The sequence below is a fragment of the uncultured Salinicola sp. genome, assembly GCF_937921195.1.
GTDB lineage: Bacteria > Pseudomonadota > Gammaproteobacteria > Pseudomonadales > Halomonadaceae > Salinicola.
In genome coordinates this window covers 16,947-29,997 of the sequence record NZ_CALFQK010000167.1, presented here as the reverse complement: position 1 = coordinate 29,997, position 13,051 = coordinate 16,947, and the positions used below count along the sequence as shown (strand labels likewise).

Annotated in this window: 9 protein-coding genes; 5 read left to right on the top strand and 4 right to left on the bottom strand. The window is 64.2% G+C overall.

All coding sequences use genetic code 11. The features are described from left to right. On the top strand, nt 1-801 hold the full coding sequence (locus Q0602_RS19115; RefSeq protein WP_298846774.1) for a Cof-type HAD-IIB family hydrolase: 801 nt from the start codon (nt 1-3) through the stop codon (nt 799-801). A 17-nt stretch (nt 802-818) separates the two neighbouring features. On the opposite strand, the gene Q0602_RS19110 is transcribed toward Q0602_RS19115, so the two are convergent. The 4 genes from Q0602_RS19110 to Q0602_RS19095 form a co-directional block, all read right to left on the bottom strand. Then, a complete protein-coding gene (locus Q0602_RS19110; RefSeq protein WP_298846772.1) occupies nt 819-1,859 on the bottom strand; it encodes a YcjF family protein in 1,041 nt (346 codons plus the stop codon). After that, a complete protein-coding gene (locus Q0602_RS19105; protein WP_298846769.1) occupies nt 1,856-3,247 on the bottom strand; it encodes a YcjX family protein in 1,392 nt (463 codons plus the stop codon). Before Q0602_RS19105 ends, Q0602_RS19110 begins: the two co-directional genes overlap by 4 nt. 147 nt (nt 3,248-3,394) lie before the next feature. Further along, the gene (locus Q0602_RS19100; RefSeq protein ID WP_298846766.1) at nt 3,395-4,990 is read right to left on the bottom strand and encodes a solute:sodium symporter family transporter; all 1,596 of its coding nucleotides are present in this window, start codon (nt 4,988-4,990) and stop codon (nt 3,395-3,397) included. Nucleotides 4,991-5,206: 216 nt separating this feature from the next. After that, nucleotides 5,207-6,763, bottom strand: coding sequence for a glucosyltransferase domain-containing protein (locus tag Q0602_RS19095; protein WP_298846763.1), 1,557 nt, complete (start codon nt 6,761-6,763; stop codon nt 5,207-5,209). A gap of 296 nt (nt 6,764-7,059) precedes the next feature. Between Q0602_RS19095 and Q0602_RS19090 the strand changes: the two genes are divergently transcribed. The 4 genes from Q0602_RS19090 to Q0602_RS19075 all read left to right on the top strand — a co-directional run bounded on the left by Q0602_RS19090 (nt 7,060) and on the right by Q0602_RS19075 (nt 12,993). After that, nucleotides 7,060-8,643 carry a glucan biosynthesis protein G gene (locus Q0602_RS19090; protein WP_298846760.1) on the top strand — a complete coding sequence of 528 codons (1,584 nt, stop codon included), beginning with the start codon at nt 7,060-7,062 and terminating at the stop codon, nt 8,641-8,643. Then, entirely contained in the window at nt 8,636-11,131 is a 2,496-nt protein-coding gene (gene mdoH / locus Q0602_RS19085) for a glucans biosynthesis glucosyltransferase MdoH (protein ID WP_298846757.1), read from the top strand. Before Q0602_RS19090 ends, mdoH begins: the two co-directional genes overlap by 8 nt. 166 nt (nt 11,132-11,297) lie before the next feature. Next, nucleotides 11,298-11,540 (top strand): GlsB/YeaQ/YmgE family stress response membrane protein, encoded by a 243-nt coding sequence (locus Q0602_RS19080; RefSeq protein WP_071233199.1) that lies wholly within the window; start codon nt 11,298-11,300, stop codon nt 11,538-11,540. A 172-nt stretch (nt 11,541-11,712) separates the two neighbouring features. Beyond that, nucleotides 11,713-12,993 (top strand): acyltransferase, encoded by a 1,281-nt coding sequence (locus Q0602_RS19075; protein WP_295035104.1) that lies wholly within the window; start codon nt 11,713-11,715, stop codon nt 12,991-12,993. Nucleotides 12,994-13,051: the final 58 nt, after the last annotated feature.

The window sequence follows — 13,051 nt, the reverse complement described above, 5'->3', positions numbered from 1 at the left end:
ATGTCCCAGTACCTGATCGCCAGCGATCTCGACAACACGCTGTTGAATGCCGAGCATCGCGTCGATGCCCTGACCCGCGACACCCTGCAGGCGCTGTCGGCTCGGGGTCACGTGATCGCGCTGGCCTCCGGACGCCACTACCAGGATATCGCGGCGATCCGGCGCCAACTGGACATTTCCGCCTGGATCATCAGCAGCAACGGTGCCCATGTGCACGACACCGACGATCGTGTCGTCAGCGACACGCTGGTGCCCACGGAGCTGGTCAGGGCGCTGGTGGATCTGCCGCGACCGCCATCGGTCAGGCTCAATCTCTACACCCACGACCGCTGGTTGATCGATGCCGAAGCGCCGGAGCTGCTACCGCTGCATGCGATGACCGGCTTCACCTACCAGGTCGACGAGATGGCCGATCTGGACAGTGAGCACGTCGGCAAGGTGCTCTACATCGGCGAACCGGCGCTGCTGAAGCCGCTGGAGCTCACCCTGAGGGAGCGCCACGGCGAGGCGCTGCACATCACCTACTCGGCGGCCAACTCGCTCGAGATCATGCAGCGGGGAGTGAACAAGGCGACGGCGCTGAGCCGGGCGCTCAGGGCGCTCGATCTTCCTACCGAGAGAGCGCTGGCGTTCGGCGACAACTTCAACGACGTCGAGATGCTGACGCTGGCGGGTCACGCCTACGTGGTCTCCAATGCTCATCCCGACGTCATCGGACAACTGCCACGGGCGAAGACCATCGGCGCCCACCACGAGTCTGCGGTGGCGCATGCCCTGCGGGAGTTCTTCGCGCTCGAGTGAGGGCGCGACGGCGGGCTTCAGCGCGGCTCCGCGCGATCGTCCAGCCTGCGCAGCTGCTGCCAGACCTCGCGGCGGAGGTCGGCCAGCCGTGGCTGTTCGTCCCCCTCGAACGCGATCGGTCGAATCGTGCGCATGGCACGCAGCCCCAGGCGCGCGGTCAGCAGTCCGGCACCGAGGCCCTGCCCGGCGCGGGTGGACAGCTTGGCCGCCAGGTTCATCGACAGCAGGTCCATGCCGGCGTCGCTGACCATCTCGCTGGCACCGGCGAAAGCCATGTTGCGCAGGACTTCCCGGAACAGTCGCAGGCGGCTGGCATAGCCGAGCTGCAGGCCGTAGAGCGCGGCAATGCGGTCGAGCATGGCGATGTTGCGCCAGGCCATCAGGGACATGTCGACCAGCGTCAACGGGCTGACCGCGACCATCACGGCGGTCTCCCCAGACATCCGGGTCACCAGCCGTCGTGCCGCCCGATCGCGCGGATGCAGGAGATAGTGGGCGATCAACTGGCGGGTCTCCTGGGCGGTGTGATGCGACTGGTGAGCGGCGAGAAAGGATTGCCACTGGGGGTGGTCCCTGGGCAGGCCCATCTGCTCGCGCAGCTCTCCGGCCAGGGTCAGCGGGTCCGTGTGGGGGGCCGGGGCGTCGTCGACCCACTCCTCGTCCAGTTGCCGGCGCAGGCGAGCGTGCCGGCGCAGCTTGCGCAGCCGCCAGAGTTCGCCGAACAGCGCCCGGGCGCCCAGGCCAACGGCAGTCAGGCCGATCAGACTCCAGGCGCCGGCGAGCCAGTCGCCGCCGAGGGTCGAGAGGTAGAGCGTCTGGGCGGCCTCCAGGGTGCCGAGGCCCAGCGCGCCGCCGAGGATGATCATCAATCCCCAGCGCCGTTTGCGCGGTGGCGCGATCGCGGCATCGATGGCGGGGGAGTCGGGGATCTCGTCCTGGTGGTAGGGATCGCTCGCCTGGGTGGGCAGATAGTGCCGCGCGCCCTGAAGTGCGGTGGGCTCCCCAGGGGCGGGGGCATCGTCGAGGCTGAAGCGCTGTCCGGGCCGAGGATCGCTCATCGCAGTTTGTCTCCCATCAGCCACTCCAGGGCGGCATCCATGCGGATGTGAGGTAGCGCCTGGGACCGGCAGGGCGCCGGTCGAAAGGCGGTGAAGTCGAACCCCTGGCGTTGCCAGAACCCTCTCTCGGGGAGCCTGTCGGGGACGTCGCCGGGGTAGATCAGCACTGGCTCTCCGTCGAGACCGTGGCCGCGAAGTGCCGGCTGTCGCTTGCCGTCGGTCTCTATCTCCCGGGTTTCGGTGGCGCGTATCGAGGCCAGGGAGAACGCCCGCACCGGTACGTCCGCGTAGCGCAGGTCCTTGATCGGTTCGGCCAGCAGCGATTCGAGCAGCGCCACCAGGTTGGCATGCTGGTCCGGCGTGACGTGATCCGCCTTGGTGGCGGCGATCGCCAGGCGGTCGATGCGCGGCGAGAACAGGCGGTTGATCAGGCTGCGTTTGCCGTAGTCGAAGCTCCGCATCAGGGTCGCCAGCGCGTCGGAGAGATCCTCGAAGCGCTCCGGGCCGGCGTTGAGCGCGCCAAGCACGTCGACTAGCACGATCTGGCGGTCGAAGCGGCGGAAATGCTCGCGGTAGAAGGGTTTGACCACATGCTGCTGATAGAAGCGAAAGCGCTTTTTCAGCGTCTGGTAAAGGCTGCCGGCGGGTAGCGCCTCGAGTGTCTGGCGATCAGACTCCCCGACGCCCGGTAGCGGAAAGAACTGCAGCACCGGGGCTCCCTGCAGGTCGCCGGGGAGCAGGAAGCGGCCCGGCTGCAGGTGGGAGAAGCCGGCTTCCCGCGCGCTGCGCAGCGAGGCCGCGTAGTGCTCGGCGAGTTCGGCCAGGCGGGATTCGTCCACTTCCTCGTCGGGGCGATGCCGGTCGAGCGCCGCGCGCCAGGCTTCGGCATGCTGCCGGCGCTCCGGCCCCGTTCGTCGGAGCTGGCTTTCACTCCAGCTGAGAAAATCGTGCTCGAGCAGCGGCAGATCCAGCAGCCACTCGCCAGGGTAGTCGATCAGGTCGAGCGTCAGCGTCGCCGTGTCGCCCAGCAGGCCTCTTGCGCGCCGGGTCTTGTAGCGCAACTGCAGGCGCAGTTCGCTGATGCCGCGCGTCGGCTCGGGCCAGCGTGGCGGCGTCGATTCGAGCGCGGCGATCGCTTCGTCGTAGGGAAAGCGAGGGATCCCGAGATCCGGCTGCGAGATCCGCTGCGCGCCGAGCAGGCGCTCCTCGCGGGCGGACTTGAGCAAGTCGAGACGCGCATCGATACCGGCATGGCGCAACTGGTTGACCAGCGACGTCAAGAACGCCGTCTTGCCGGCGCGGGAGAGCCCGGTGACCGCCAGTCGCAGTTGGCGATCCCGGCCGCGATCGAGCAGATTCCGAAGTTCGTGAGTCAGGTGTCGGGCCATCGCCTCTATTTCCGAAGAAACCAGTCCGCATGGTAAACGATAACGGCGGTCGTCAGGGAACCCCGGGCAGGTAGGGCAGAGCCGAAAACGACGACGCCTCGCACCAGAGGCGAGGCGTCGTCGGGTTGTGGTTCGACCCCGGTCGCGTCAACCGGCGAAGGCGAAGTAGATCGCGAAGACCAGGATCAGCAGCACGATCGCTACCGGTACCGCCCCCTTCCAGGGCGTCAGATCGACCGCCTTGACGTCCTCGTGCACCCAGGCCTCGCGGCGCGGCGCGATCTTGCCGATCAGCAGCATGCCGAGCACCAGCACCACGAAGACGCCGGCCACGAAGTGATACTGGTTGGTGATCTCCAGGATGCCGTTGAACGGCGGCACGAAGTAGCCGGCCGCAATCAGTACGATGCCGCCGATCAGCCCGAAGATGGCAGCGGACTCCGGCACCCGCTTGGTCAGCAGGCCCACGATCACCACCGCCAGGATCGGGATGAAGTAGATCGCATTCATCGTTTGCAGGTAGTCGAAGAGACTGTCCTGGCCGGCCAGCAGCGGGGCGATCACCATGGCCGCGACGGCCATGACCCAACCGAAGATCTTGCCGGCGTTGACCACCTGCTGCTCGCTCGCTTCCTTCTTGAATATCCCTTTGTAGATACCCAGGCTGAACAGTGTCGTGGTGCTGTTCAGGGCCGAATTGAACGACGACAGGATCGCACCGACCATGACGGCGGCGAAGAAGCCGGTCAGCCAGGGCGGCAGCAGGTGGAAGACCAGGTAGCCATAGGCCTGGTCGCCGGCGATGCCCTCATCGGCGTAGAGCTGGTAGGCGATGATCCCGGGCAGTACCAGGTAGAGCGGTCCGAGGAGCTTGAGGAAACCGGTCAGCAGGACGCCTTTCTGGCCTTCGGAGAGGCTCCTGGCGGCAAAGGTGCGCTGGATGATCTGCTGGTTGGTGGACCAGTAGAACAGGTTGATCAGGAAGACGCCGGTAAACAGTGTCGGCCAGGGGACCTGCTGATCCGGGCGACCCAGGGAGTTGAGGCGTTCGGGCTGGGCCTGCTGGATGGCCTGCCAGCCGGCCGCGATACCGTTGCCATCGCCGGCGGCGTTGAGACCCAGATAAACGATCAGGAAACCGCCGACCAGCAGGCCGATGGCATTGATGGTGTCGGAGACGGCGACCGTCCGCAGGCCGCCGAACAGGGCGTAGATCGCGCCGATGATGCCGACACCCCAGACCGTCAGCCACAGCAGCGTGGTGCTGGACTCGATGCCCGTCAGTACCGGCAGATCCAGCATCCCCTGAAGACCGACGGCACCGGAGTAGAGAATGATCGGCAGCAGGATGACCGCGTAGGCGACCAGGAAGATGACGTTGCAGATCAGTTGCGTCGTCGGGCCAAACCGCGCCTGCAACAGTTGTGGAACGGTGGCAATACCGCTGCGCAGGAAGCGGGGCAGAAAGAACAGCGCCAGCAGCACCAGGGCGACGACGGCAACGACTTCCCAGGCCATGACGCTCAACCCGTCGGAGAAGGCCGCGCCGTTGAGACCGACCATCTGCTCCGTCGAGAGGTTGGTCATCAGTAGCGAGCCCGCGATCAGCGGAAAGCTCAGGCTGCGACCGGCGAGAAAGTAGCCCCGCGTATTGCTGAGATCGTCACGGTGAGTGATACGCCACGTAATCAAGGCGACCAATCCCGTAAAGAAGAGGAACGAGATCAGAGTCCATGCATGCATAGAGGTGTCCTGGTTGAATGCATCCCAATGGCGGCTCGGGAAGGGAGCTGTCGCCACGTTACCCGGGCAGTGTTGGGCACCGGGCGACAAAGCGCCATTCTCCATTTGTCTGACATAGCCCGATCAATGTGTAGGCGTTTGGCCTGTGGGTCCCTGCATCGGAACGCCATGTCGCCGGAGAACCGCGCAGCGTGATGGCAAGGCCGGACGTCGCGCTCAGTCGTCGATGGGAAGTTCGCTGGTCGTCAAGCTTCGATGGCAGTGCGGTTCGAGAGAGACCACGTAGTGTCCCTCGAATCGGTAGAGCGTGTACCAGGCCCGCCGCACCAGGGGGGCGAGACTCCCGCACCGGGACTCGAAATCCCTCCGCAGTGCCGTGTCGCTGCTCAATTCGAAGCCCGAGGACAGGCCTCTGCGATAGAGCTCCTGGTAGCCCCACCAGTAGCCGTTGTCGAGATAGGGCTGGATCAGCTCGGCTATCATCGGGTGCGAGGCGATCGCGTTGCGGGTCGCCCGGGCGTAGGGCAGCGCCCCGTCGATGACCAGTGGCGCGGCGTGAGGCTGCACGGCGAGATCGTCGATCAGGGTCATGGCAACGTGATCGGCGAAAAGCGCTTGCTGCCTTTGCGCATTGCCGTAGGCGTAGGTCAGGGTGAGGGGCATGCCGAGCGCGACCACCAGCAGCGGCCAGCCCATCGTGGACTGGTTGAACAGCGGCCAGCGGGAGCGCCCGAGCCACTGCAGCACGCAGAAGAGCAGTCCGGCATAGACCGCGCCGAAGCCCATCATCACTCTCGGCCGCCAGATCGGGTCGGAAAGGGCGGACAGAAAGCCGAGCCCGCCCAGCGGCAGGCAGATCGTGATCAGGGCCATGACGGCCAGGCCCGCCAGATGTCGATGGCGCCATGCCGCGATCCACAGCGTCGTGGTGGTCACGACGGCCAGCGCCATGACGAGCCACCATGTCGGGGCGCCCAGGGTGGTTGCCGCGTAGTGCCAGAATCGCCACGTCTGACCGATCAGATGACCGGGCAGCTGGTCGAACGGGGCCAGCTGGCTGTGCTTGACGCTGTAGTCGCCGTCAATCAGCCACGCGGAGACGAGCTTTGAAATCACCAGTGCCATCAAGCCCGTCGCCAGGGCCCCCAGGTGCAGGGACCAGTCGGGGCGACCCCGCAGCGAGATACTCAAGGCGACATGGAAGGCGAGCAGCACGAAGTAGACATTGGCGGCCGGCTGATAGAACAGCAGCGACGCCAGGACGCCGGCGCCTCCGGCCAGCCAGCGGAATCGTGCCTGCCAATGTCGATGTTGGCGCGGATCCAGCGCCCAGGCGATACCGGCGATGGCGCAGGCCAGCGAGAGGGCCATGGGAAGCGCGTCGAACTGGTAGGAGAGGTTTTGTAGGAAAAACGGCTGTACGACGAGAATCAGCATCGCAAGCCAGGCGTGACCGGTGTCGAATGCCAGCAGACGGCGTCGCCACGGCAGAATGGCCGCAGCGACGGCGGCCAGGCCCAGCCATAACGGCAGCGGCGCGAGATCGGCGAGGCGAGGGCCGCCGTTGAGCAGCAGCGAAACGAGACTGGAGAGTGGGCGACCGTTGGAGACCCAGCCCATCTCGCCATGGAAACTGCGCCAGATGTCGTCCCGGTAGAGTCGATCGGCCTGGATCAGGGGGTAGCTGAAAATGACGAGATACGCCATCATGCCCAGCCAACGGCGCAACCCGGTCGTCGCGGCCCCTTGATCGAAGTGCGAATCCATGGGCATGCAGCGATCTCATCCGTCGGTGAACCGGGTGCGCTATTCAGTCAGGCAGTCGTGGGCCGACAACGAGGTCTTCCCGTACCCGCAGTGTAGCGTATGCTAGACTGCGGCGGTACGGAGCAAGGAGGCTTCGCTATCTCGTCGTCCTCATCGTGAGTTGCGTCGGCTGCCGGCATTCCTGGTGGCACGGCTTTATCGGCTCGGCATGGCTGACCGTTTTTTACAGCATCGGTATGCACGGCCTTGAACGCCTCGAGCTCGTTGATATCGGCCAAGATAGTTATGACAGGAGTATGAGTGTGAGTGCATCGATCCGGCGGAATAACCTTGAAAAACGCAAGGCGCTTCTTCCGGTGGTAGCCCTGACAGGGTTGCTACTCAGCGGTATCGCCCAAAATGTGTTGGCTTTTGGTTTCGATGATGTCGCGAAGAAAGCCGAGGACCTTTCGCAACAGGGTTACAGCGAACCCGAACAGAACCTGCCGGAGGCGCTGAGCAATCTGGATTACGGCCAGTACGAGCAGATCCAGTACAAGCGTGATCGCGATGTCTGGAGTGGAGACGGGGTGCCTTTCACCCTGAGCTTTTTCCACGAGGGCATGCATTACAACAGCGCCATTCAACTCCACAGCGTCGACGATCAGGGCGTGCACGACTTCGCCTACAACCCCGACGACTTCACCTACGGCAATCTGGATATTCCGGATAGCGTCAAGAACGACGACGATCTCGGCATCGCGGGTTTCAAGGTCAATTACGCGCTCAACCAGGCTGACCGCAAAGACGAGACGATGGTGTTTCTCGGCGCCAGCTACTTCCGTGTCGTCGGCAAGAACCAGGTCTACGGCGTCTCCGGCCGGGGACTCGCGGTCGATACCGGACTCCCTTCCGGCGAGGAGTTTCCCCGTTTCAAGGAGTTCTGGATCGTCAAACCGAGCAAGACCAGCCAGTACCTGACGATCTTCGCGCTGCTCGATTCTCCCAGCCTGACCGGTGCCTATCGCTTCGTGCTGCGCCCGGGGGCCGACACCGTCGTCGACGTCAAGTCGCGCATCTTCCTGCGTCGTCCGGTGGAGAAACTGGGCGTGGCGCCGCTGACCAGCATGTATCTCTACGGCCCCGAGCAGCCCTCATCGACGCTGAACTACCGGCCCGCCATCCACGACTCCAACGGGTTGCTGATCAGCGACTCGCAGAACGGCTGGACCTGGCGCCCCCTGGCCAATCCGGCGAAGCTGATGATCAACGAGCAGGCCACGCCGCGCCTCCGGGGCTATGGTCTGATGCAGCGGGATCACCAGTTCGACAGCTATCAGGATCTGGACAGTCGCTATGACCTGCGTCCGAGCGCCTGGATCGAGCCGCAGAACGAGTGGGGCGCCGGCAAGGTCGAGTTGATCCAGATTCCGACACCCAACGAGACCAACGACAACATCGTCTCGATGTGGCTGCCGGAAACCGCGCCGCAGCCGGGCACGCCGCTGGATTACGACTATCGTTTCACCGTCACCAAGGACGAGAGCCGCTACGTCGATCCCTCTCTGGCCTGGGTCGACCAGACGCGCCGTTCTCGCGGCGAAGTCCGCAAGGACAATCTGGTCAGAGAGGCCGACGGTTCGCTGGCATTCGTGCTGGATTTCACTGGCCCCTCGCTGTCAGGGCTCGGTGACGACGCGAACGTCAGCGTGCAGGCGAGCGTCGGCGACAACGGTGAATTGGTGGACAGCCATGCCGAGCGCAACTCGGCCATGGGCGGCTGGCGGGTCTTCGTCAAGGTCAAGCGCAGTGACAACAGCAAGCCGCTGGACATCCGCGCCTACCTGAACCAAGGCGAGAAGCGGGTTTCCGAAACCTGGTACTACCGGTTGCCCGCCAATGGCTGAAGCGACGCCCAAGAAGATGGTGTCAGCCGAGCACTACCTGGAGCGGTTGGCGCTTGAAGCCCAGGACCGGAACGAGCGGCGCAAGCTGCTCGCCAGCGACCTGGATACCCATGACATGGCTTCGCTGCACGCCGCATTGGGCGGTGGCGAGGTCGATCAGGACGATCCGGCTGCCAGTTCGGTGGGTCGCCGCCTGGCCCTGGCCTATGCCGAGCCGCCGCTGGCGCCGCCGGAGATCCTCGATACCGATGAGCGCGGCATCACCCGCTTGAAGACGGCGCCGCCGCTGAAGCGAACGCCGCTGGCTCCCGAAGGGTGGTCGACCAATCCCTTCGTGCGCTTCGGGCAGCGCTTCAAGAACTGGGCCGGCCGGGGGTTTCGTCGCAAGCACCGGGAGAGCAAACCGGCGCCGCGCTGGCAGATGATCGCGAGCGCGCGCCGCTGGGTGCTGCTGGTACTGATTTTCGGCCAGAGCTTCATCGCCGCCAACCAGATGCGGACGGTCTTGCCGGGACAGGGCCAGCAGTGGCTCGAGATCACCATCCTGGCGCTGTTCGTGCTGCTGTTCGCCTGGGTGTCCGCGGGTTTCTGGACTGCCCTGATGGGCTTCTTCCAGCTGCTTCGCGGCCGCGACCGCTATGCCATCGACTCCGAAGTCGGCGACGAACCGATCCCGGAAGACGCGCGTACCGCGCTGCTGGTCCCCATCTGCAACGAGGACGTTCCGCGGGTCTTCGCCGGTGTCCGTGCGACCATCGAGTCGTTGCGCCAGAGCGGCAACGATCAGCACTTCGACGTGTTCATCCTGAGCGACACCTTCGATCCCGATATCGCGATCCAGGAGACCCACGCGTGGCTGGCGCTGTGCCGCGATCTCGAGGCGTTCGGCCAGGTCTTTTACCGTCGACGCCAGCGCCGCGTGAAGCGCAAGAGTGGCAACCTCGACGACTTCTGTCGCCGCTGGGGCGCGCTCTACCGCTACATGCTGGTACTGGACGCCGACAGCGTGATGAGTGGCGCCTGTCTGACTCGCCTGGTTCAGATGATGGAAGCGCATCCGGATGCCGGCATCGTGCAGACCGCACCCCGGGCGTCCGGGCGATTGAACCTCTACGCCCGCATGCAGCAGTTCGCGACCCGTGTCTACGGGCCGCTGTTCACCGCCGGACTGCACTTCTGGCAGCTCGGTGAATCTCACTACTGGGGGCATAACGCCATCATCCGCATGGCGCCATTCATGCGCCACTGCATGTTGGCACCGCTGCCCGGCAAGGGCTCGATGTCCGGGGAAATCCTTTCCCACGACTTCGTCGAGGCGGCGCTGATGCGCCGCGCCGGCTGGGGCGTCTGGATCGCCTACGAGCTGGACGGCAGCTACGAGGAGATGCCGCCGAACCTGCTCGACGAGCTCAATCGGGATCGGCGCTGGTGTCATGGCAATCTGATGAATTTCAGGCTGTTCCTCTCCAAGGGCATCCATCCCGTCCATCGTGCCGTGTTCCTGACGGGGCTGATGTCCTACATCTCCGCGCCGCTGTGGTGCCTGTTCCTGGTGCTGTCGACGGCCTTGCTGGCGGTTCACACGCTGAGTACGCCCAACTATTTCCCCGAACCGGGGATGATGTTTCCGGTGTGGCCTCAGTGGAATCCGACGCTGGCGGTCGGTCTGTTCGGGGCTACCGCGACGCTGCTGTTCCTGCCCAAGGTGTTGAGCGTGATCCTGGTGTGGGTCCAGGGGAGCCGCCAGTTCGGTGGGCCCCTCAAGGTACTGGCGAGCATGGTTCTGGAGTCGCTGTTCTCGATGGCGTTGGCTCCTGTGCGGATGCTGTTCCACACGCGTTTCGTACTGACCTCGATCATGGGGTGGGCGATCCAGTGGCGCTCGCCGTCACGCGAGAACAGCGACACCACCTGGGGCGATGCGATTCGCAATCACTGGAGCCAGACCCTCATCGGCGCCGTCTGGGCGGTGGGCGTCTACTTCATGGAGCCGACGTTCCTGTGGTGGCTGTCGCCCATCGTGGGGGCCATGATGATCTCGATCCCGGTGTCCGCGCTGTCCAGTCGCGTCTCCCTCGGCAGCGCCTGCTTCCGCGCACGACTGTTTCGGATTCCCGAGGAGACGCATCCGCCACGCGTGCTGCGCAGGATGGTGCGTCATCTGGGCAGGATGAACGCGGCTGCCCCCACGCCGAATTTCGTCCAGATAGTGGTGGACCCGGTGTCGAATGCGCTGGCAACGGCGCTCGGCACCTCGCGACATGGCCATGCCGAGCCGTTGAAGCGGCGACGCCACGAGCGCGTGAGTCAGGCGCTCAAGCAGGGGCCGGCGGCGATGAACAACCTCGAGCGTCTGGCGTTCCTGGATGATCCGGTGATGCTGTCCCAGCTGCACTGGAGAGTGTGGGGCGATGCCGAGGCCCACCGGAGCTGGCATGAGCACGGCCTGCCCTCGAGAGCCTCCCTGCGGGTGCCGGCCTTCGGCTGACGCGGCAGCGGCGCTTTCATCGTGCCATCAGGCAAACGGGTCGACTTTGGTCGACCCGTTTGCCTGTTATTCTTCGAAGATTCGTCGATTGATGACTATGCTTGTGCAAGGCGGTACCGGACCGCTTGTCGGTTATTCAACCCGAAGGGAATCAAGGAGTAGGACTATGGGCTTTATCTTGTGGCTGATCATCGGAGGCATTGCCGGCTGGATCGCCGGGAAGGTCATGCGCGGCGGCGGCTTCGGCATCCTCGGCAACATCGTCGTCGGCATCGTCGGTGCCGTGATCGGTGGCTTCCTGTTCAGCCTGCTGGGGTTGTCGTCGAACGGGTTGATCGGATCACTGGTCGTCGCGACCATTGGGGCGATCATCCTGTTGTGGATCGTTGCCAAGGTCAAGAAGGCCTAGCACGCACTCATACCTCGATTGGCCACGCTGATCGACTGTCGTGACGAACGGCCGCGCTCCTGCGCGGCCGTTTCGGTACAGGGGGGCGCTGCCACCGCGATGAGCCGATGACGTGTCTACCCGGCAGAATCAGGTACACTAGCGCCTTTTGACGGCCAGAGATCTGCAACGGATGCTTGATTCATCGACCGCCACGCGCAAAGAACGTTTCATAGGGCTCGAATGGCTGCGTTTCCTGCTCGGCCTCTATATCGTCATTTTCCACACGCTCCACAACTATCCTTCCATACGCGAATGGTCGCATTACGTGACCGATATCGGGTTCTTCTCGACCAGTGCCTTCTTCGTGCTATCCGGCTTTCTGCTGACGCATGTCTATCTCGACTCGTCCTATCAGATGCGCGAGCCGCCCAGGAGCTTCTGGCTGAAACGCTTCTCGAATCTCTATCCCATTCATATCGGATCGCTGATCCTTGCCATGTCGGTGTCGGCGCTGGTTGGCTACCTGGCGATAGCGCCCGGGGATAGCGATATCTCGCTGCGGTTCGTGGTCTACGACGTCAATAACGATATCGGTCAGCTCGACTGGAAAAGCCTGAACCATACCATGGGGTCGCTGGAAACCGGCATCAACCTGCTGCTCAACCTGACGCTGCTGCATGCCTGGAACCCGCTGTATCTGACCTTCAATCCGCCGTCATGGTCGATTTCGGCACTGTTTTTCTTCTATCTGACATTTCCCTGGCTGGCGCCTCGTCTGCGTCGGGTGCTGCATCCCCGTCGCGCCATGCTGCTGGTCAATGTGATCTACCTGATCCCGCCGCTGTACGTGATCCTGACGACCGACTACGGCGTGCCGGAAACCGGCATTCTCCATCGCAATCCGCTGATTCGCCTCCCCGAGTTCGCCGCCGGAATTCTGCTCTGCACGTTCTATGCCCAGCGCAAGGCGCAAGGGCGGTTGATGTCCCATGGCCAGTGCTGCCTGACGCTGCTGGCCGTTGCGGTGAGTGTCGTGGTCGCGGTCTATCTGCTGGGGCTGGGGCACGCGTGGTACTACGCCCTGCACAATGGCTTGCTGCTGCCGGCCCAGCTGGCACTGATCTACGTGGCGGCACACTGGGGGGAGCCACGTAACCCCCGGCTGATGCGCTTGGCGTCGAGGCTGGGCGGCGCATCGCTGCCGATGTTCGCGCTGCATGTGCCTCTCTATGCGGTCTTTTCGCGTGTCGAACGCGTGCTCTCCGGCGATCCCGGCCTGTGTCTGACGGATTTCAGGGGGTGTCTGGCGGCGGCGGGAGAGTTGCACCTGTGGCTCTACCCGCTGTTCCTGATTCTGACCGTGATGTTCTGTGTGCTCTTCCAGGAGCAGTTCGTGGTACGAGTCAGAAAATTCCTGCTACGTCATCTGCTGGGCAAGGCGCCGCGAACTCATACCGAGAAGATGAGCTGAGGTTCGGTGGCCGATCGCGCGTCGGCCATCGGCGCGCGACGACCTTTCCGTTATACTA